The organism is Roseateles sp. P1_C1_2, assembly GCF_056406535.1.
This window is the reverse complement of sequence record NZ_JBFUAB010000015.1, coordinates 99,887-118,944: the sequence shown is the minus strand read 5'-3', so window position 1 is coordinate 118,944 and position 19,058 is coordinate 99,887. Positions and strand designations below refer to the sequence as shown.

Sequence of the window (19,058 nt, the reverse complement as noted above, 5' to 3'; positions counted from 1 at the left end):
CATCAAGCGCCGCGTGGGCGGCACCCGATGGTGCACAGACCGGCGACGTCGCGCCACCACCAAGGTGTGACGCTGGCCCACCGTGCTCTAGACGCCCAGCCGCGCCAGCTCGCTCTCCACCAGCGCCAGCCACACGCGCAGGCGCTGGCGCTCCAGCAGGCCGAGCTTGGCGCCCTCGCCGCTGGATGCGGTGCGGGCCGACCAGAAGCTCGCGTCCGCGGCGTCGATCTTGCGCAGCACGGCGTCCTGCAGATGCTTGAGCGGCATGGTGCGGGCGCCGAGCGATTGCGCGCGGGCGAGTTGGCCGGAGCGCTCCAGCTGCGAGAAGTCGTCGCCACGCAGCTGGTTCAGCACCAGCACATAGCGCAGTCGGTCGCCGAAGCGGTCCAGCAGGCGGGCCAGCAGGTCCACCGAGTCGCGCCCGGCGTCCATCACATGCCAGTACTGCACCGCCACACCGGACTCGGCCGCCAGCTCCAGCACGCCGGACTCGTCCATCCAGCGCGCCAGCGGTTCGTGGGTCTGCGCGGCCAGGTCCACCAGCACGCGCCGGCCTGGCTCGGCCAGGGCGCTCTCGACGATGGCGTCCAGCGCCGCGAAGTTGTCCACCAGCGCGGGCGAGGCGTAGTCGGCATAAAAGCGCAGCAGCGCGCCGTGGGAGCGGTCGGTGTCGAAGCCGGTGAAGGGGATGCCGCGGTCGATCATGTACTGCGCCAGCAGCCGCGACAGCAGCGACTTGCCCACGCCGCCTTTTTCACCGCCAACGAAATGGATGGCGCCGGCCGTGGTGTCAACGGGAAGGGTGCTCATGGCGAGGGCGCGCGCGGCGGGTGTGGAGGTGATGCGCAGTAGAACATTGTGCGGCGCAACATGGCTGTTTCAGGCCGTCACTGCGACAGCCGGGTGACGCTGTCCAGCTTGCAGGCGTAGATCGCGTTACGCAGCGCCGCGATGGCCTCGTAGCGCGTGAAGCTGCGCCGCCAGGCGAGCACGACGCGGCGTGTCGGGATGGGCTCGCTGAAGGGCACGAAGCGCAGGTGTGAATTTCCTGCCCCCACGCCCAGCGAATAGCTGGGCTGCCCCCCGAGGGCGCGCGGCCCGTGTTGGGGCGGCCCGGCGAAGGGCCCGGCGTCCTTGGGCACCGACAGCGCCGGCACCACGGTCACGCCCATGCCCGAGGCGACCATGTGCTTGATGGTCTCCAGCGACGAGCCCTCGAAGCTGCGGCGTATGCCCTCGGCGTCGCTGGAGAAGCGCGCGAACTCGGGGCAGACCTCCAGCACATGGTCGCGAAAGCAGTGGCCGGTGCCCAGCAGCAGCATGGTCTCGCGCTTGAGCTCTTCGGCCGAGATGGTCTCGCGGGTGGCCAGCGCATGCGTGGCCGGCAGCGCGACGACGAAGGGCTCGTCATAGAGCTGGGCCGTGGCCAGGCCCGCCTCGGGGAAGGGCTCGGCCATGATGGCGCAGTCCAGCTCGCCGGTGCGCAGCATCTCCAAGAGCTTCACCGTGAAGTTCTCCTGCAGCATCAGCGGCATCTGCGGATAGAGCTCGATGGTGTGCTTGACGAGCTCGGGCAGCAGATAGGGGCCGATGGTGTAGATGATGCCCAGGCGCAGCGCGCCGGCCAGCGGGTCCTTGCCGCGCTTGGCGATCTCCTTGATGGCGCCGGCCTGGTCCAGCACCGACTGGGCCTGGCGCACGATCTCCTCGCCCAGCAGCGTCACCGACACCTCGCTGCCGCCACGCTCGAAGATCTTCAGGTCCAGTTCTTCCTCGAGCTTCTTGATGGCGACGGACAGCGTCGGCTGCGACACGAAGCAGGCTTCGGCCGCGCGGCCGAAATGGCGTTCGCGCGCGACGGCGACGATGTAGCGCAACTCTGTGAGGGTCATAGGGCCGAACGCTACACTGCGGCCGCCTCGGCAGCCCCATCGGGGTTTCTACGGAGAAGTTATGACCGACCGCAAGCCAATCACCCTGCCGCGCCTGGCGCAGATGCACGCCAGCGGCGAGAAGATCGCGATGCTGACCTGCTATGACGCGGCCTTCGCCAGCCTGCTGGACGAGGCCGGTGTCGACATCCTGTTGATCGGCGATTCCCTGGGCAATGTGCTGCAGGGCCGCGGCTCGACGGCCCCGGTGAGCCTGGAGGACATGGTCTATCACACCTTCTGCGTGTCGCGCGGCCACAAGTGGGCCTGGATCATTGCCGACCTGCCCTTCGACAGCTATCACGTCAGCAAGGAAGAGGCCTGGAAGAGCGCCGCCGCGCTGGTGAAGGCCGGCGCCCATATGGTCAAGCTCGAAGGCGGTGGCTGGACGGCCGAGACGGTGCGCTTCATCAGCGAGCGCGGCATCCCGGTCTGCGCCCACCTGGGCTTCACGCCGCAGACGGTGAATGCGCTGGGCGGCTTCAAGGTGCAGGGCCGCGACGAGGCCGGGGCGGCGCGCATGAAGCGCGAGTCGCGTGAGCTGGTGGAAGCCGGTGCCGCCATGCTGCTTTACGAGATGGTGCCGGCCGCGCTGGCCGCCGAGATCACGGCCGAGTCGCCCGTGCCCGTCATCGGCATCGGCGCCGGTGTCGGCACCTCGGGCCAGGTGCTGGTGCTGCACGACATGCTCAACATCACGCCCGGCCGCAAGCCGCGCTTCGTCAAGAACTTCATGGAAGGCCAGGCCTCGGTGCTGGCCGCCGTGAAGGGCTATGTCGACGAGGTGAAGGCCAAGACTTTCCCGGTGAACGAGATCCACGGGTTCTGACCATGCAGGTGATCCACACCATCGCCGAACTGCGCGACGCCCTCGCCCTCCACCGGCAACGCGGCTTCGTGCCGACCATGGGCAATCTGCATGAGGGTCACCTGGCCCTGGTGAAGCAGGCCCGCGAGCTTGTGGGTCCGGCGGGCGCGGTCGTCGCGAGCATCTTCGTGAACCGCCTGCAGTTCGCGCCGCACGAGGACTTCGACACCTACCCGCGCACGCTGGAACGCGACTGCGCGCTGCTCGAAGGCGCCGGCTGCGACATCGTCTTCGCGCCGAGCGAGAAGGAGCTCTACCCCGAGCCCCAGGGCTACAAGGTGATGCCGCCGACCGAACTGGCCGACATCCTCGAAGGCCATTTCCGTCCCGGCTTCTTCACCGGCGTCTGCACCGTCGTGCACAAGCTCTTCAACATCGTGCAGCCGACGCTGGCGGTGTTCGGCAAGAAGGACTACCAGCAGCTGATGGTGCTGCGCCGCATGACGGCGCAGATGGCGCTGCCCATCGCCATCCACGGCGGCGAGACGCGCCGCAGCGCTGAAGGTCTCGCACTGTCCTCGCGCAATGGCTACCTCAGCGAGGCCGAGAAGGTCGAGGCGCTGCGCCTGTCGCGCACGCTGAAAGGCCTCATTACCCGCTGGCAGGCCGGCGAGCGCGACGTGGCGGCCCTGGAAGCGGACGCCATGCAGGCACTGCGCGATGCCGGCTGGTCGCCGGACTATCTGACGCTGCGCAGGCAGCACGACTTAGGGCCAGCGGTGGATGGTCAGCCGCTGGTCGCGTTAGGAGCTGCGAAACTAGGCAGCACCCGTTTGATCGACAACCTTGAAATTTGAAATGACACAGATTCGACTGCGCCGGCGTCCTCTGCTGGCCCTGGCTGCCACTTCCTTCGCACTGACCCTGACCGCCTGCGGCGGCGGCGGTGGCAGCAGCGGTGACCCCATCACCCCGCCGCCCACGCCGGTCACGCTGACCGTCACGCACAAGGTCAAGATCACGACCTCCATGGGCGACATCGAGCTGGGCCTGGACCGCAACCACGCGCCCGTCTCGGTGGACAACTTCCTGAAGTATGTGAACGACGGCTTCTACAAGAGCACCGTCTTCCACCGCGTCATCAAGGACTTCGTCATCCAGGGCGGCGGTGTCACCCGCACCGCGGCCGGCCTGGTGGAGAAGACGCCCACCTACGCGTCCATCGCGCTGGAAAGCCGCAATGGCCTGTCCAACCTGCGCGGCACGCTGGCCATGGCCCGCACCGCGGTGCCCGACAGCGCCACCAGCCAGTTCTATATCAACACCGTGGACAACACGAGCCTGAACTACGCCAATCCGGCCAATCCGGGCTATGCCGTGTTCGGTCAGGTGACGGCGGGCATGGACATCGTGGACAAGATCCGCGCGGTCAACACCAATGCCGCGGACGTGCCGCTGGTCGACGTCACCATCACCGACGCCAAGGTGATTCCTCTGTAACAAGCTGCGTCCGCCTGTCGTCCTGACAGCGGACCTTTTCGTTAGGCAGGCCCCATCACGCCAACGGGTGTCCTGCCATGTTCAAACGTCTCGCCGCCCTGTTGCTCGTCGCCACCCTGTCCGCCTGCGGTGGAGGTGTGGAAATCGATGTGGGCGGGGGCGGTGGAGGTGGGGGTGGCGGCGGCACGCAATACCCGCGCCCCAATCCGGTCCCCAACCCGCCGACCCTGTCCTGCAGCCCCGCCGGCCTGGCGGCGTCCGCCGCGAGCAAATGGGGCACGGTCTGCATGCTGACCAGCAGCGGCGAGATCGTCGTCGAGCTCTACGACACCTACTCGCCGCAGACGGTCGCCAACTTCTACAAATACGTGTCGGCGGGCTTCTACACGAACACGCTGATCCACCGCGTCGACCGCGATTTCGTCGTCCAGGGCGGGGGCTACACCAGTGGCATGGTGACCAAGACGCCGCTGTTCGCGCCGATCAAGCTGGAGAGCAACAACGATCTGTCCAATCTGCGCGGCACCATCGCGATGGCCCGCCGCAGCGATGCCGACTCGGCCACCAGCCAGTTCTTCTTCAATGTGAAGGACAACACCAGCCTGGACTACCAGAGCGCCGCCAACCCAGGCTATGCCGTCTTCGGCCGCATCATCTCGGGCTTGAACACGCTGGACGCGATCAATGTCGTGCCGACCTACACCTACAGCCCGACCGACATCGAACCGCGCACCGAGGTGCTCGTCTACTGGGCACAACGCTTGAAGTAAGCCCCGCCCGTCCGGGCGGCTCGCCACTCGTCCGCCGGGCTTGCCGTTCGTCATCCGGTGCCGGGTGACGCCCGGGACCGCCGGCAACATGCGTCCATCACAACCTCGATGGAGACCTGCATGTCCAAGCGTTCCTGGATCGGCCTGTTCGGTGCTGCCGTGGGCATTGCCACTGCCCTGTGGGTGAGCAACAGCCAGGCCGCGACGGCCGAGTTTCGCGACCTGCGTGTCGACGTCGTCGGCCAGGGCCGGCCGGTGCTGATGATCCCGGGCCTGAACAGCGCCGCCAGCACCTGGACGGAGACCTGCGCCGCGCTGCAGCCCGGCGTGCAATGCCACATCGTGCAGCTGCCTGGCTTTGCCGGCGCGCCGGCCGTGGCGACCGACAGCTTCCTGAACGGCATGCGCGACCGCCTGCTGGGCTATCTGGACGACCGCAAGCTCGACAAGCCCGTCGTGATGGGCCACAGCCTGGGCGGCGTGCTGGCCCTGCAGATGGCGGCCGAGAAGCCCGGCCGCATCGAACGCCTCGTCATCGTCGACTCCCTGCCCTTCCTGGCCGGCCTGCGCGGCATGACGCCCGAGGCCGCGAAGGGCGCCGCAGTGGCCATGCGCCAGGGCATGCTGAACTCCACGCCGGCGCAGTGGGAGGCCGGTGCCCGCCAGGGTTCCATGGGCATGAGCCGCACGCCGGCCAACAACGAGCGCGTCTTCGCCTGGAGCATGGCGACCGACCGCGCGACGTCGGCTCAGGCCATGTCCGAACTCTGGGGCGAGGACCTGCGCCCGCTGTTGCCCCGCATCACCGCGCCCACCCTGGTGCTCGGCGCCTGGGCGGCCTACGAGCCGATGGGCTCGACGCTGGACAGCACGAAGAAGATCTTCGAGACCCAGTACGCCGGCCTGAACGGCGTCAAGGTGTCCATGAGCCAGCGCGGCTATCACTTCCTCATGTGGGACGATGCCGACTGGCTGGTCGGCGAGGTCAAGGGCTTCCTGGCCGCCGCCAGATAAACCAGGGAAGCGCAGCGCATGAACACACGCAGGCGGGCAGTCGTCCAGGGGCTGCTGTGGAGCGGCTACGTCGGCATCTCGCTCGTGATGATTGCCAACTTCGGGCCGTTGAGCGGCTCCATGGTCTTCGTCATGGTGTCGGTCGCTGCGGGGCTGTGGGTGGTCAGCGAGGCGCTGCGCGCTCTGGCACTGCGCCGGGCCTGGCTGGATCAAACCCCGCAGGGCCTGCTGCTGCGCCTGCTGCTGGTGCCGCCGCTGTTCGCCGTCGCCCTGCAGATTCTGATCTTTTTCGTCAACAAGGCCGGTGTGGCACTGGGCCTGCTGGAGTTCCCGCCCGGCATGCCGAGGAACTGGCTGGTGCTGTTGGTCTACACCTTCAACACCAGCATCCTGCTGTGGCTGTGGATGGCCGTCTGGGTGGGCCTGCACATGATCGAGCGTTGGCGCTCCGGCGAGATCGCCAAATGGAAGGCCGAGACCGCCGCGCGCGAGCTGGAGCTGCAGGTGCTGCGCGCCCAGATCAACCCGCATTTCCTGTTCAACGCGCTGAACAATCTGCGCGCCCTCATCAACGAGGACCCCGCCCGCGCCCGCGAGATGCTGAGCCGCCTGTCCAACACGCTGCGCCACACGCTGCAGCACAGCGCCAAGGAGCGCGTGCCGCTGGCCGATGAGCTGGCCGTCGTGCGCGACTACGTGGCGCTGGAGCAGCTGCATCACGAGGAGAGGCTGCGCGTGGACTGGCAGGTCGATCCCGCCACGGCCGGCGCCAGCGTGCCGCCCATGCTGCTGCAGCTGCTGGTGGAGAACGCCATCAAGCACGGCATTGCGCGCACGCCGGGCGGTGGTGTCGTCGACATCCGCATCGCGCGCGACGGCGAGAGGCTGCAGATCGCCGTCGACAACCCGGGCCAGTGGCAGCCGCAGCCCACGGCGCCCACCAGCACCGGACTGGGCCTGGTGCATCTGCGCGAGCGTCTGGCGCGAGCCGGCGGCGCCGGGGCGGACTGCCGCATCGCCGCGTCCGACGGGCGCGTCAATGTGACTGTGGGGCTGGCCGCATGAGCGCTGCGCCGGGCCGTCCCAAGCAAGCTCGCTCCCGCTTGGCGGGAGTGAACCCGGACTGGAGATGCCCAGTGGGCATCTCCAGCCTGGTGAACGCCTGGCCGGCTCGGCCAGGCAAGCGCGTAGCGCGAAGGGTGCACCAGTGAAGATCTACATCGTCGAGGACTCGCGCCTGGCGCGCCAGGAGCTGCGCACGCTGCTCGCCGCCATTCCCGATGCCGACATCATCGGCGAGGCGGCCGAGCTGGCGCCGGCCCGCGAGGCCATCGAGACCCTGCAACCCGAGCTGCTGCTGCTGGATGTCGAGCTGCCCGGCGCCACCGGTTTCGACCTGCTGGACCAGCTCGAGCATCTGCCCCTCGTCGTCTTCACGACCGCCTACGACCAGCACGCCCTCGCGGCCTTCGAGCGCAACGCGCTGGACTATCTGCTCAAGCCCATCGACGCCGGGCGGCTGGAGGCCGCGCTGGCCAAGGCCCGCGAGCGCCTGCGGCCCGCACCGGTTGCTGCGCTGGCGGCCGGCGCCTTCAAGGGCGCCGACGACATGGTTTTCCTGCGCGACGGCGAGCGCTGCTGGTTCGTGCGCCTGGGCGACGTGGCCGGCTTCGAGGCCTGCGGCAACTACGCCCAGGCCTGGTTCGACGGCCAGCGCCCGCTGCTGGCCCGCACCCTCACCAGCCTGGAGGAAAGGCTGGACCCGCAGCTCTTCTTCCGCGCCAGCCGCAGCCACCTGATCAACCTGCGCTGGATCCAGGACATCCAGCCGTGGAGCAACGACGGCTACCGCGTGCTGCTGCGCGACGGCCACCAGGTCGAGGTGTCGAGGCGACAGGCCAAGCTGCTGCGCGAGAAGCTGGAGTTGTGAGATCGGCGTGCAGCCTGTCCTGGGCGATCTGCAGTCCGTCGCTCGCTGCGTGACCGGCTGGCCTCGGTTGGGGAGGATGCGTCCTCCTCAACACCTGTCCCCGACAACTCGAATGAAGCGCTTCGCCACCGTCCTTGCCCCGCTGACCGTCCTGGCCGCCTCCAGCCTGCTCGGCGCCTGCGTCTTCGCACCGCCCATCCACACGCCGGCCGACACGCAGGCCGTCAGCAAGATGAGCGAACAGGCCCTGGCCACCTGCGGCGTAGGCAATGTGAAGGAGGTGAATGCGAAGAGCTTCACCTGCAAATAATCAGCCTTGCAGGCCGCGCAGGCGATGCGAGACATCGCGTGCTCAAGCTTTCAGGAACTCCGCCTTGGTCCCAAGCCAGCGCGCCACCTGACGCCGCGCAGCCTCGGGATGCTCGTCCAGCAGTCGCGGCGCCAGCGCGCGTGCGGCGACGAGCAACGGCGCGTCCTCCTGCAGGTCGGCGAAGCGCAGCAGCTCGGCGCCGCTCTGGCGTGAGCCCATGAACTCGCCCGGGCCGCGGATGTCGAGGTCGCGCCTTGCGATCTCGAAGCCGTCGGTCGTCTCGGCCATGGCCTTGAGCCGGGACTTGCCGGTGTCGGACAGCGGTGGGCTGTAGATCAGCACGCAGACGCTGGCCTTCGCGCCGCGCCCGACGCGGCCGCGCAGCTGGTGCAGTTGCGCCAGGCCGAAGCGCTCGGCATGCTCGATGACCATCAGGCTGGCATTGGGCACGTCCACGCCCACTTCGATGACCGTCGTGGCCACCAGCACGCTCATGGCCCCGTTGGAGAACTGCGCCATGACGGCGGCCTTGTCGCCGGGCGACATGCGGCCGTGCAGCAAGCCGACGCTGGTGCCCGCCAGCGTGGCGCTCAACTCCGCGTGCGTCTCGGTCGCATTGCGCAGGTCCACCGCTTCGCTTTCCTCCACCAGTGGGCAGACCCAGTAGACCTGGGCGCCGTCGGCCACCGCCATGCGGATCTTGTCGACCACATCGTGGCGCTTGGACTCGGTGAACACCTTGGTGACGATGGGGCTGCGGCCGGGCGGCAGCTCGTCGATGGTGGACACGTCCAGGTCGGCGAAATAGGTCATCGCCAGCGTGCGCGGGATCGGCGTGGCGCTCATCATCAGCATGTGCGGCTCGAGGTCCATGGCCTTGAGCTTGTTGCGCAGGGCCAGCCGCTGCGCGACACCGAAGCGATGCTGCTCGTCGATGACGGCCAGGCCGAGCCTGGCGAACTTCACCTTGTCCTCGATGACGGCATGCGTGCCGACGATGAGCTGGGCTTCGCCCGAGGCCGCCGCGTCCAGCATCTTCTGCCGCGCCTTGCCCTTCACGCTGCCGGTGATCCACGCGACCTTGAGCCCCAGCGGCTCCAGCCAGTCGATGAGCTTGCGGAAATGCTGCTCGGCCAGGATCTCGGTGGGCGCCATCAGCGCACATTGCCAGCCGGCATCGATGGCCACGGCCGCGGCCAGCGCCGCGACCACGGTCTTGCCGGAGCCGACGTCGCCCTGCAGCAGCCGGTGCGTGGGCTGTGGCCGGGCCAGGTCCTGGGCGATCTCCTCTGACACGCGTTGCTGCGCGGCCGTGAGCTGGAAGGGCAGGGCCGCCAGCAGCTTCTCGTGCAGGCCACCGGGCTTGGCGCGCAGCGCGGGCGCGACGAGCAAGGCCCGCTCGCGCTGGGCCTGCAACTGCGACAGCTGCTGGGCCAGCAGCTCCTCGAACTTGAGGCGGTGCCAGGCCGGGTGGTGGTGCTCGTGCAGCGCGTCCTGGGAGGCGCTGGGCGGCGGGTGGTGCAGGTAGTTGAGCGCCTCCTTCAGCGAAGGCAGGTCGGGCGGCACGACGCCGGCCGGCAGCAGCTCGCGCAGGTCGGCGCGCGCCAGGCCCGAGGCCACGGCCTTGCGCAGATAGGCCTGGGGCAGCTGCGCCGAAGACGGGTAGACCGGCGTCARCTCTTTAGCCAGCGGCGTGTCGTCGTCGACGACCTTGACGACGGGGTGCACCATCTCACGGCCGAAGAAGCCGACACGCGCCTCGCCGCGGATGCGCAGCCGGGTCGCGGCCGACATCTGCTTCTGCTGCGAGGGGTAGAAGTGCAGAAAGCGCAGCAGCAGCGTGCCGGAGTCGTCCTTCACGCGCACCAGCAGCTGGCGGCGGCTGCGCAACTCCACCTGGCAGTCGACGACGACGCCTTCCACCTGGGCCGGCTCGTTCTCGCGTAGCGCGGCGATGGGGATGAGCCGGGTCTCGTCCTCGTAGCGCATCGGCAGGTGCAGGGCCAGGTCGATGTCGCGCACGAGGCCGAGCTTCTCCATCGCTTTTTGCGGTGCAGATTTGGCGCGTTCCTCGGGCATGGTCGGCATTGTGCCGGCCGCACTCAGCGGAAATAGCGCTGCCGCAGCTGCTCATAGCGCCCGTCGCGCTTCATCGCATCCAGCGCCGCCTGCAGTCGCCTCGCCAGGGCCGGGTCGGTCTCGGGGCGCAGCCCATACCAATAGGCGCGCGTGACATCCAGCTCCATGACGGGCTGCAGCGCGGCGTAGTCCAGCTTGTGCTGGCGCATGGCCCAGGCGGCGGCCCAGTCCAGCAGCACGACGAACTCCATGCGGCTGGCCAGCAGCTTGCGCACATTGGTGGCGTCGTCGAGGCCATGCTCGAGCTCGATGCCCGGCTTCAGCCCGACCGCCTGCAGCAGGCGGTCGGCCGCCGAGTCACGCACGACGCCGATGCGGCGCTCGCCCAGCTCGCTGAGCTGGGGCAGGCTGAGGTCGCTGCGCTTGGCCAGCCGGTAGATCAGCACGCGCCGTGGCGCGATCGGCCCGACCCACTGGAACTGGGCCTCGCGCTCCGGTGTGCGCGTCAGCGAGAACAGCACGCTGGCCGGCTGGGCCTCGGCCATCTGCACGGCACGCTGCCAGGGCAGCACCTGCAACTCCAGCGGCAGTCCGGCCGCGGCCGCCATCTTGCGCAGCAGCTCGACGCTGAAGCCGCGCACCTCGCCGCCGTCCTGGTAGTTCAGCGGCGCCAGGTTTTCGGTGAAGCCCACCAGCGTGCGCTCGGCCGGCGCCGCGACCGCCGCGGCGGGCAGGCCGAAGACAGCGGGCAGGGCGAGACAGGTACGGCGCTTCACGGGGCCGCGAGTCTAGGATGACAACGCTGACGCCCGTATGACCGAGCGGCCGACGGTGTGGAATAAGGCGCGGCTCGCTGTCCTGTCGGGTTCTGCGTGACAAACTCCTGCCCAAAAGAGGTGCTCGGGAGGGCGGAGTTGAAGACTTTTCAGATGGCGGGCATTCGTGCAGTCGCGGCGTTGGCATTGGCTGCCCTCGTTAGCGCCTGCGGCGGCGGCGGCGGCGGGGGTGGCTATGGCGCTCCGCCGCCTGCTCCACCCGCGGCCATCCCGGACAACCTGGCGATCACGGCACCGGCCGTCGCCGAGATGTCGGCGGCTGCGGCATTCACCAGTTCGGCCGCCAGCCTCAGCGGCCTGAGCTTTGCGTGGAGCTTTGGCGATGGCGCGAGCAGCACCGAGGCCAGCCCCCAGCACCAGTACACCCAGCCGGGCGACTTCGAGGTCAGCCTCAAGGTCAGCAATTCGGCCGGCACGAGCAAGGAAGTCAAGGCCAAGCTGGCCGTCAACAACCGCGCGATCACCAGCGGGCTGAGTTGCAGTGGCGCAAACCAGGGAGGCTGGTGCTGGCAGACGCCACGGCCGAGCGGCAACGCCGTGAATGACGCGCATTTCGTGAGCAGCTCGGTGGGCTGGACCGTGGGTGACAGCGGCGAGATCCTCAAGACCGTCGATGGCGGCAAGACCTGGGCACGCCAGTTCGCAGGCGTATCGACGCAGTTGACGAGCGTGCGCTTTGCCGATGCCAACAACGGCTGGGCTCTCGGGGCCTATGGCGCTCTGCTGCGCACGGTGGATGGCGGCGCCCGCTGGACGATGCAGAGTGCCGACCTGCCGCAGGGCGCCTCCACCCGATTGGTCGTCGTGAACGCTGCGACCGCCATGATCCTTGCCGGCAGCAACGTGCTGGCGGCAACGGCCGATGGCGGCAACAGCTGGACGCGCCCCATCCTGGACACCGTTTCGCCGACGATCACCGCGGACGGCGTGATCTGGGACCTCGGCTCCTCGGTGCTGCGCAAGTCCGCGGACTTGGGCAGGACCTGGACGGTGCTGCGCAACTTCTCGTCCTTCCCGTACGGGCCTGTCCTGGTGATGCAGGGGCAGTCGCTGTGGATCGCGGCGCGCGCGCTCGCCTATGACCCCCTGCTGGAAAGGGCGGTCTACCGGGTCACGATCCAGCGCAGTACGGACGGCGGCGCCACCTGGGGCACGCTGACGCCCGAGACCCTGCCCGGCAATGCCGCCTCCATGTCCGCCATCGCCTTCAACGATGCCAATGTGGGCGCCGTGGAGGTGAACACGGCGCTCTACCGGACGACGGACGGCGGCGTCAGCTGGACCCAAACGGCGGTGCCCGCGGGCGCCTACGGCCTTGAGCATCGCGTGATGGCGCCCGGTGTGCGCTATCGCGGCTACTTCGACAGCAGCAACAAGCGGGTGCATCAGCTCAGCGAGGATGCCGGCGCCACCTGGCGAACCATCAGCACCCCGGGCCGTACCGACAGCTTCTACGACGACTTCCAGCTGCAGCGGTTGCAGCGGCTGGACGGTCCCGCGTGGGTGGCGCTTTCGGAAGGCGAGCTTCGCCAAAGTGTCGACGGCATGGCGAGCTGGAGCGTGGTTCGCGGATCGGCGCTCGCGCAGCAGGCCACGGCCTTCCAATCGCCATGGTTCTTTGACGCCAAGCGAGGTCTGGCCCTGTCGCAGCTCGGTGAGCTGCTGGAGACCAGCAACGGCGGCCTCGACTGGACGGCCCGGCGCATCGGCGTGCCCGCGGGGTTCTGGACCGCTTCGCGCATGCATTTCGTTGACGCGACGCATGGCTGGTTGGTGACGGACCTCGGCGATCTTTTCATGACGACGGACAGCGGTGGGCGCTGGAATGCAACTCCAGCGACGCTGACCTACGAGTTCAGCCGGGTCCATTTCCTGGACGCCCGGAACGGCTTTGCAACGGGACGCGAGGTGGCCTATCCGAATGAGCGACGCTTCCTGACCTCGGCCGACGGTGGTCAGACCTGGACCGCGCTTGCCACGCTTGCGGAAGACATCGCTGACATCCACTTCAGCAACCAGCAGCAAGGCATCCTGGTGGGCTCGGGGGGGCGCATCATGACCACGTCGGATGGCGGCAGGACCTGGGTCAACCGCTTCAGCGGCACGAGCGCCGCGCTGAACAGCGTGGCGAGAGGGGAGACGGGGCTGTGGGTCGTGGGGGACTCGGGCACGGTATTGAACTCGAGCGATGGCGGAGCGACCTGGACGCCGCTGACCGTGACGACGGCATCGCTGCTGAAGATCCGTTTCCTCGACACCCGGCAGGGGTGGGCGGTGGGCAGGAATGGCACCATCCTGTCGACGCAGGATGGCGGCAAGACGTGGAAGACCCAGGACGCCGGCACGCGCGCCGCCCTGTCCGATGTGTTCTTCGTGGACTCCCGCACGGGTTGGGTGAGTGGCGGCTACGCGCTGCTGGCGACCGGTACCGGCGGCCAGTAGCGGCGGCGGCCCGGCCGCGTGGAACAATCCTGGCCCGACTGAATGGGCGATGCCGCCCAGCGCCTCATGTCCCGCTCGTACAGCGTCGCCGATTTCGATTTCGACCTTCCCCCCGAGCTGATTGCCCAGCACCCGGCCGCGGAGCGCAGCAGCTCGCGGCTGCTGGACGCGACCGGCGCCACGCTGGTGGACCGCGTCTTCCGCGAACTGCCGGACCTGCTGGGCGCGGGTGACCTGCTGGTCTTCAACAACACCCGCGTCATCAAGGCGCGCCTCTTCGGTATCAAGGCGACCGGCGGCTCCGTCGAAGCGCTGGTCGAGCGCGTGCTGCCCGGCACGCAGGAAGTCTGGATGCATCTGCGCGCCAGCAAGAGCCCCAAGCCGGGCAGCAGTGTGCGCTTTGCCGATGCCTTCGATGCCGAGGTGCTGGGCCGTTGCGGGCCCGACAACGGCCTCTTCCATCTGCGCTTCGACGGCGACCCGTTTGCGCTGCTGGAGGTGCATGGCCATGTGCCGCTGCCGCCCTATATCGCCCATGCCGACGGCGAAGACGATGTGCGCCGCTACCAGACCGTGTTCGCCAAGGAGCCCGGTGCCGTCGCCGCGCCGACGGCGGCTCTGCACTTCGACGAAGCGCTGCTGGCCCGCCTGGCGGAGCGCGGTGTCGAGCAGGCCCATGTGACCCTGCATGTCGGCGCCGGCACCTTCCAGCCGGTGCGTGTCGACAGGCTGGAAGAGCACAAGATGCACAGCGAATGGTTCGAGGTGCCGCAGGCCACGGTGGACGCGGTGGCCGCCTGCCGCGCGCGCGGCGGCCGCGTCGTGGCCGTCGGCACGACGACGCTGCGCGCGCTGGAGTCGGCCGCGCGTGGTGGCCAGCTCGAAGCCGGCGCCCGCGAGACCGACATCTTCATCACGCCGGGCTTCGAGTTCCGCGTCGTCGACCGCCTCGTCACCAACTTCCATCTGCCCAAGAGCACCTTGATGATGCTGGTCAGCGCGCTGGCGGGCTATGAGCACATCCGGGCGGTCTATGCGCATGCGATCGCGCAGCGCTACCGCTTCTTCAGCTATGGCGACGCGATGCTGCTTTCGCGCGCCCACACCACGCGGCCCTGAGCCGCATCGTCGACGGCGGCCGTGAACGCGGCCCTCGCCGTGACCGGCAGGCTGAAGCGCATGCGAACGCGCGCCGCATGGCCCACATCGACGAGCTGCGCGCCATGCTGCTCGGCCAGCCGGCGCAGCCGGCCTTCCAGCTCATAGGGCAGTTCGCAGCCCAGTTCGACCAGGGCGACACGCTCGACCTTGTCGGCCGTCAGCAGGGCCTGGGCAATGCAGTCGGTATAGGCGCGCACCAGGCCGCCGGCACCCAGCTTCACGCCGCCCCAATAGCGCACGGCGGTCGCCAGCACGCCGTCCAGGCCCTGGTGGCGCAACACGTCCAGCATGGGCCGGCCGGCGGTGCCGCCGGGTTCGCCGTCATCGTTGGCGGCCGAGTGACCGCCGGCCAGCAGGGCCCAGCAGACATGGGCCGCGCCGGGATGCGCCGCGCGCAACTCGGCCACGCGGGCCAGGGCGGCCTGGCGGTCGGCGCAGGGCTCGACGCGGCCGAGGAAGCGGCTTTTCTTGATGACGAGTTCGTATTCGGCCGGCGCGGCCAGGGTCAGGGGCATGGCGCGGGATTGTCCCGCCGTCTCGCGCCCGGTTCAGTCTCCCGTGTAGGCCGCCGTCTTGGCACCCTTGTCGCCCAGATGGCGCTTCAGGATCTCGTGGACCTTGCCATCCGCCAGCATGGCCTGCAGCGCGCGACGCAGGCGCAGGCGGTCGGCCTCCGGCATGCTGCGCACCATGGCCAGAGCGACCGCGTTGCGTTCGTTGGGCGTCACGTCCACCGGCACCAGTTCGTCCGGATCGTCGAAGGCGGCCATGGCGATGCCCCAGCCGCTGGGCAGGGCCAGCAAGGCATCGGCGCGGCCGGCCTTCAGCATGCGGGTGGCGCTGGCGAAGTCGCCGGTCTCGACGAGACGGCCCTGGCTGCGCATGCGCTGCACCCAGGCGTCGATGGTCGGGCCATGGGCATAGCCCCGCACATCCAGCAGCCGCAGCCGGGTATCGGCCTCGAAGGCGGCGATGGTCGGCGCGCGTGCCGCCAGCTCGCGCCGCATCAGCACCTGGTAGCGCCCCTGGGCGTAGGGCACCAGCTCGGCGATCTCGCGGCGTTCCGGGCTTATCAGCGCGGACAGCGTCAGCTGCACGACGCCGCGGCGCATCTGGTCCCAGATGCGCACGCGCGACTCCACCACCATGCGCAGCTGGCAGCCGGAGCGGCGCGCCAGCTCGTCGAACATGTCCTTGTCGATGCCGGCGGGGCCCGTCTGCGGGTCCTCGTAGTAGAAGCGGGCATAGGGGTAGAGGGCGGCCGTGTAGGGGCCGCAGGCCTGGGCGGCCTGCCCCATCCAGGCGAGCAGCAAGCCCACAAGCAGGGTGCGCAGCATGTGCCGATAGTGGCGGTTCGGCGGATTGGCGTCCAGCCCGGCAATGCCCGGGAGGTGGTCGCTAGGTGGCGCTGGCCGGCAGGCCGTAGGCCTGCTTGAGCTTCTCCACGGCCCCGCTGCGGCGCAGTTGATCGAGGGCGCGTTGCAGCGCTTCGGCCAGCGCGGGATCGCCGTCCACCCGCAGGCCGAAGCAGTAGTCGGCGCTGGCATCGAGCACGGCCACTTCGCGGATCCGGTCCGCAGCTTCGCGCATCTGGTGCAGTTGCCAGTAGATGTTGAGGTCGCCGATCACCAGCAGGTCCATGCGTCCGGCCATCAGCTTGCGCACGCTCGCCTCGTAGCTGGGCGACACCTCCAGCTCCTTGTCCGGCTTCAGGCCTTCGGCCAGCAATTGCTCCAGCGTGGCCGTGCCGGCGGTGGCACCCACGCGCAGGCCGTCCAGCTGGTGCAGGCCACGGAAGTGGATGTCGGTGCGTTGGCGCAGGCTGTAGATGCCCACGCGGCGCGGCAGGATGGGCCCGACCCAGCGGTAACGGTTCTCGCGCTCGGGCAGGCGAGCCAAAGGGAGGAGCAGACTGCCCGGGGTGTCGAGAAAGGACTTCTCGGCCCGCAACCGGGGTTGCAGGGCCAGGTTCAGTTCCAGACCGGCCGTTTCGGCCATGCGGCGCAGCAGGTCGACGGCCAGTCCCGTCACCTGGCCGTCCTGCTCGAAGCTCAAGGGCGGCAGCGCGTGGCAGAAGGCCGGCAGCGGGGTGCGCGCGGCGGCGGCGGGCAGCGGCAGGGCCGCAGCGAGGGTCAGCAGGGGGCGACGACGCAGCATCTGGGGTGTACTCGGGTGCGCTCAGGGGCCGCTGTCGCCGTCGGGCAGGCGCAGGGCGAGTGCCAGCTTGTCGCCGGCATGGCGGCGCAGGATGGTGTCCAGGCTGCCATCACGCCGCATGGCCAGCAGTGCCTCGCGCAGCTGCGCCCGGTCGGCCTCGCCGACCCGCTCCCGCGACATGGCCAGGGCACCGACAACACGCTCCGCGGGGGCCCAGACGACGGCTTCGTAGGCATTGAGGTCGGCATCCAGCTGGCGCAGCCATGCCAGGCTGGCGACCCCGATCAGCAGGGCGTCGGCGCGACCGGCCTTGAAGGCGCGCACGGCAGTGGGTTGATCGGGGGCCTCGACGATGCGCCCGCGCTGCTGCAGCCGGGCCAGCACGGCCTCCATCCGCGGGCCGTCGCGGGCGGCCCTCACCTTCAGCAGCCGGCGCTGCTCATCCTGCAGAAAGGCTTCCGGCGTGCTCGGCACGCTGCGGTCCTGCAACAGCACGACGCGGCGCGACTGGACATAGGGGACCAGCTCGACGATGCGCCCGCGCTCGGGGTTCATCACCGCGGAGACCGTGATGTCCACGCCGCCCGAGGTCAGCAGGGCCCAGGTGCGCGCCCGCGACTCCAGCCGGGTCTCGAAGCGGCAGCCCGTGCGCCGCGCCAGCTCCTCGATGACGTCCTTGTCGATGCCGCGGTACTGGCCATCCGCGTCGCGGTGGTAGAGGACGCCGTACTCGTAGAAGGCCACGCGGTAGGGGCCGCAGGCCAGGGCTGCCGTGGGCAGCATGGCGCAGGCCAGCAGCAGACGGCGCAGCCGGGATGTGACCGTGGCGGGGATCCTCATCGCAGTTCAGTGTAGGCGCGCCCCTCCCCGCTGCGACAATCCCTGTCCCATGCTGAAGTTCGACCTCCTCAAGACCGAAGGCCGCGCCCGCCGCGGCACGCTCACGCTCAACCACGGCGTCGTGCAGACGCCCATCTTCATGCCGGTGGGCACCTATGGCACGGTCAAGGGCGTCACGCCGCGATCGCTGGAGGAGATGGGCGCCCAGATCATCCTCGGCAACACCTTCCATCTGTGGATGCGGCCGGGCCTGGACGTCGTCACCCAGTTCGGCGGCCTGCACCGCTTCGAGAGCTGGAACAAGCCCATCCTGACCGACTCCGGCGGCTTCCAGGTCTGGAGCCTGGGCGCCATGCGCAAGATCAGCGAGGAAGGCGTCAAGTTCGCCTCGCCCGTCAATGGCGACAAGCTCTTCCTGACCCCCGAGGTCAGCATGCAGATCCAGACCATCCTCAACTCCGACATCGTCATGCAGTTCGACGAGTGCACGCCCTACGAGAGCAAGGGCGTGCTGACGACGGAGCGCGAGGCCAAGCAGTCGATGGAGCTGAGCCTGCGCTGGGCCAAGCGCTGCATTACCGAATTCGACCGGCTGGAGAACCCGAACGCGCTGTTCGGCATCGTGCAGGGCGGCATGTTCACCCATCTGCGCGACGCCTCGCTGGCCGGCCTGGCCGAGCTGGACCTGCCGGGCTATGCCATCGGTGGCCTGTCGGTAGGCGAGCCCAAGGCTGAGATGCAGCGCATCCTCGAGCACACCGGCCACCAGTTGCCCGCCAACAAGCCGCGCTACCTGATGGGCGTGGGCACGCCGGAGGACCTGGTGGAAGGCGTCAGCCAGGGCATCGACATGTTCGACTGCGTCATGCCCACCCGCAATGCGCGCAACGGCCATCTGTTCACGCGCTTCGGCGACCTGCGCCTGCGCAATGCGCGCTACAAGTCCGACGAGAAGCCGGTTGACGAGACCTGCACCTGCGAATGCTGCAAGGGCTTCAGCCGCGCCTATCTGCACCACCTGGACCGCTGCGGCGAGATGCTGGGCCCCATGCTGACCAGCGTGCACAACCTGCACTACTACCTGGCCCTGATGCAGGAGATGCGCGACGCGCTGGATGCCGGCCGCTTCGAGGCCTGGCGGGCGCAGTTCCACGCCGACCGGGCGCGCGGGGTGTGAAGCGGCCCCTCGTCCAATCTCGCACCGCTGAACGCGGGCGAGCCTGGTCGGTCCCCCGAGGGGACGGCGATGCTCGCGGCATGGAGCCGCGAGCACATCGCCC

At 69.1% G+C, this 19,058-nt stretch carries 19 protein-coding genes; 11 read left to right on the top strand and 8 right to left on the bottom strand.

Annotation, left to right across the window (positions count from 1 at the left end; translation table 11 throughout):
- Positions 1 to 87: 87 nt before the first annotated feature.
- Entirely contained in the window at positions 88 to 810 is a 723-nt protein-coding gene (locus AC1D2H_RS16305; protein WP_478011688.1) for a P-loop NTPase family protein, read from the bottom strand.
- A 77-nt stretch (positions 811 to 887) separates the two neighbouring features.
- Positions 888 to 1,892 (bottom strand): hydrogen peroxide-inducible genes activator, encoded by a 1,005-nt coding sequence (locus AC1D2H_RS16300; protein ID WP_478011687.1) that lies wholly within the window; start codon positions 1,890 to 1,892, stop codon positions 888 to 890.
- Between the two features lie 61 nt (positions 1,893 to 1,953).
- Here AC1D2H_RS16300 and panB point away from each other — a divergent pair, with 61 nt between their 5' ends.
- The 8 genes from panB to AC1D2H_RS16260 all read left to right on the top strand — a co-directional run bounded on the left by panB (position 1,954) and on the right by AC1D2H_RS16260 (position 8,263).
- The gene (panB, locus tag AC1D2H_RS16295; RefSeq protein ID WP_477931249.1) at positions 1,954 to 2,760 is read left to right on the top strand and encodes a 3-methyl-2-oxobutanoate hydroxymethyltransferase; all 807 of its coding nucleotides are present in this window, start codon (positions 1,954 to 1,956) and stop codon (positions 2,758 to 2,760) included.
- Positions 2,761 to 2,762: 2 nt separating this feature from the next.
- Positions 2,763 to 3,596 carry a pantoate--beta-alanine ligase gene (gene panC, locus AC1D2H_RS16290; RefSeq protein WP_478011686.1) on the top strand — a complete coding sequence of 278 codons (834 nt, stop codon included), beginning with the start codon at positions 2,763 to 2,765 and terminating at the stop codon, positions 3,594 to 3,596.
- Between the two features lies 1 nt (position 3,597).
- Positions 3,598 to 4,239, top strand: coding sequence for a peptidylprolyl isomerase (locus tag AC1D2H_RS16285; protein WP_477931245.1), 642 nt, complete (start codon positions 3,598 to 3,600; stop codon positions 4,237 to 4,239).
- A gap of 77 nt (positions 4,240 to 4,316) precedes the next feature.
- The gene (locus AC1D2H_RS16280) at positions 4,317 to 5,009 is read left to right on the top strand and encodes a peptidylprolyl isomerase (RefSeq protein WP_478011685.1); all 693 of its coding nucleotides are present in this window, start codon (positions 4,317 to 4,319) and stop codon (positions 5,007 to 5,009) included.
- A gap of 120 nt (positions 5,010 to 5,129) precedes the next feature.
- Positions 5,130 to 6,023, top strand: coding sequence for an alpha/beta fold hydrolase (locus AC1D2H_RS16275; protein ID WP_478011684.1), 894 nt, complete (start codon positions 5,130 to 5,132; stop codon positions 6,021 to 6,023).
- Between the two features lie 18 nt (positions 6,024 to 6,041).
- A complete protein-coding gene (locus tag AC1D2H_RS16270; protein ID WP_478011683.1) occupies positions 6,042 to 7,088 on the top strand; it encodes a sensor histidine kinase in 1,047 nt (348 codons plus the stop codon).
- Positions 7,089 to 7,230: 142 nt separating this feature from the next.
- Positions 7,231 to 7,953 carry a LytR/AlgR family response regulator transcription factor gene (locus AC1D2H_RS16265; protein ID WP_477931237.1) on the top strand — a complete coding sequence of 241 codons (723 nt, stop codon included), beginning with the start codon at positions 7,231 to 7,233 and terminating at the stop codon, positions 7,951 to 7,953.
- 112 nt (positions 7,954 to 8,065) lie between these two features.
- A complete protein-coding gene (locus tag AC1D2H_RS16260; protein ID WP_478011682.1) occupies positions 8,066 to 8,263 on the top strand; it encodes a hypothetical protein in 198 nt (65 codons plus the stop codon).
- 42 nt (positions 8,264 to 8,305) lie between these two features.
- Here the strand turns inward: AC1D2H_RS16260 and recG are convergent, their stop codons facing one another.
- A complete protein-coding gene (gene recG / locus AC1D2H_RS16255) occupies positions 8,306 to 10,342 on the bottom strand; it encodes an ATP-dependent DNA helicase RecG (RefSeq protein ID WP_478011681.1) in 2,037 nt (678 codons plus the stop codon).
- A gap of 23 nt (positions 10,343 to 10,365) precedes the next feature.
- A complete protein-coding gene (locus AC1D2H_RS16250) occupies positions 10,366 to 11,118 on the bottom strand; it encodes a substrate-binding periplasmic protein (RefSeq protein ID WP_478011680.1) in 753 nt (250 codons plus the stop codon).
- A 186-nt stretch (positions 11,119 to 11,304) separates the two neighbouring features.
- Here AC1D2H_RS16250 and AC1D2H_RS16245 point away from each other — a divergent pair, with 186 nt between their 5' ends.
- Positions 11,305 to 13,620: a YCF48-related protein gene (locus tag AC1D2H_RS16245; protein ID WP_478011679.1), complete on the top strand. Its 2,316-nt coding sequence runs from the start codon at positions 11,305 to 11,307 to the stop codon at positions 13,618 to 13,620.
- A gap of 66 nt (positions 13,621 to 13,686) precedes the next feature.
- Positions 13,687 to 14,739: a tRNA preQ1(34) S-adenosylmethionine ribosyltransferase-isomerase QueA gene (queA, locus tag AC1D2H_RS16240; protein WP_478011678.1), complete on the top strand. Its 1,053-nt coding sequence runs from the start codon at positions 13,687 to 13,689 to the stop codon at positions 14,737 to 14,739.
- Here queA and AC1D2H_RS16235 read toward each other — a convergent pair.
- The 4 genes from AC1D2H_RS16235 to AC1D2H_RS16220 all read right to left on the bottom strand — a co-directional run bounded on the left by AC1D2H_RS16235 (position 14,691) and on the right by AC1D2H_RS16220 (position 17,778).
- On the bottom strand, positions 14,691 to 15,296 hold the full coding sequence (locus AC1D2H_RS16235; protein WP_478011677.1) for an IMPACT family protein: 606 nt from the start codon (positions 15,294 to 15,296) through the stop codon (positions 14,691 to 14,693). The genes queA and AC1D2H_RS16235 overlap by 49 nt on opposite strands.
- A gap of 33 nt (positions 15,297 to 15,329) precedes the next feature.
- Positions 15,330 to 16,118, bottom strand: coding sequence for a substrate-binding periplasmic protein (locus AC1D2H_RS16230; RefSeq protein WP_478011676.1), 789 nt, complete (start codon positions 16,116 to 16,118; stop codon positions 15,330 to 15,332).
- A gap of 61 nt (positions 16,119 to 16,179) precedes the next feature.
- Positions 16,180 to 16,938, bottom strand: a complete 759-nt coding sequence (locus tag AC1D2H_RS16225; protein WP_477931223.1) for a substrate-binding periplasmic protein — start codon at positions 16,936 to 16,938, stop codon at positions 16,180 to 16,182.
- Positions 16,939 to 16,959: 21 nt separating this feature from the next.
- Positions 16,960 to 17,778: a substrate-binding periplasmic protein gene (locus AC1D2H_RS16220; protein WP_478011675.1), complete on the bottom strand. Its 819-nt coding sequence runs from the start codon at positions 17,776 to 17,778 to the stop codon at positions 16,960 to 16,962.
- A 49-nt stretch (positions 17,779 to 17,827) separates the two neighbouring features.
- Between AC1D2H_RS16220 and tgt the strand changes: the two genes are divergently transcribed.
- Positions 17,828 to 18,955: a tRNA guanosine(34) transglycosylase Tgt gene (gene tgt / locus AC1D2H_RS16215; RefSeq protein WP_477931219.1), complete on the top strand. Its 1,128-nt coding sequence runs from the start codon at positions 17,828 to 17,830 to the stop codon at positions 18,953 to 18,955.
- The last annotated feature ends 103 nt before the right edge of the window (positions 18,956 to 19,058 follow it).

Coding starts and splice junctions, on each gene's coding strand:
- AC1D2H_RS16235 (WP_478011677.1), bottom strand. CDS start 15,296: ATGCCCCTGACCCTGGCCGCGCCGGCCGAATACGAACTCGTCATCAAG.
- AC1D2H_RS16220 (WP_478011675.1), bottom strand. CDS start 17,778: ATGAGGATCCCCGCCACGGTCACATCCCGGCTGCGCCGTCTGCTGCTG.
- AC1D2H_RS16285 (WP_477931245.1), top strand. CDS start 3,598: ATGACACAGATTCGACTGCGCCGGCGTCCTCTGCTGGCCCTGGCTGCC.
- panC (WP_478011686.1), top strand. CDS start 2,763: ATGCAGGTGATCCACACCATCGCCGAACTGCGCGACGCCCTCGCCCTC.
- AC1D2H_RS16305 (WP_478011688.1), bottom strand. CDS start 810: ATGAGCACCCTTCCCGTTGACACCACGGCCGGCGCCATCCATTTCGTT.
- AC1D2H_RS16270 (WP_478011683.1), top strand. CDS start 6,042: ATGAACACACGCAGGCGGGCAGTCGTCCAGGGGCTGCTGTGGAGCGGC.
- AC1D2H_RS16230 (WP_478011676.1), bottom strand. CDS start 16,118: ATGCTGCGCACCCTGCTTGTGGGCTTGCTGCTCGCCTGGATGGGGCAG.
- AC1D2H_RS16275 (WP_478011684.1), top strand. CDS start 5,130: ATGTCCAAGCGTTCCTGGATCGGCCTGTTCGGTGCTGCCGTGGGCATT.
- panB (WP_477931249.1), top strand. CDS start 1,954: ATGACCGACCGCAAGCCAATCACCCTGCCGCGCCTGGCGCAGATGCAC.
- AC1D2H_RS16225 (WP_477931223.1), bottom strand. CDS start 16,938: ATGCTGCGTCGTCGCCCCCTGCTGACCCTCGCTGCGGCCCTGCCGCTG.
- AC1D2H_RS16300 (WP_478011687.1), bottom strand. CDS start 1,892: ATGACCCTCACAGAGTTGCGCTACATCGTCGCCGTCGCGCGCGAACGC.
- AC1D2H_RS16280 (WP_478011685.1), top strand. CDS start 4,317: ATGTTCAAACGTCTCGCCGCCCTGTTGCTCGTCGCCACCCTGTCCGCC.
- AC1D2H_RS16260 (WP_478011682.1), top strand. CDS start 8,066: ATGAAGCGCTTCGCCACCGTCCTTGCCCCGCTGACCGTCCTGGCCGCC.
- queA (WP_478011678.1), top strand. CDS start 13,687: ATGTCCCGCTCGTACAGCGTCGCCGATTTCGATTTCGACCTTCCCCCC.
- tgt (WP_477931219.1), top strand. CDS start 17,828: ATGCTGAAGTTCGACCTCCTCAAGACCGAAGGCCGCGCCCGCCGCGGC.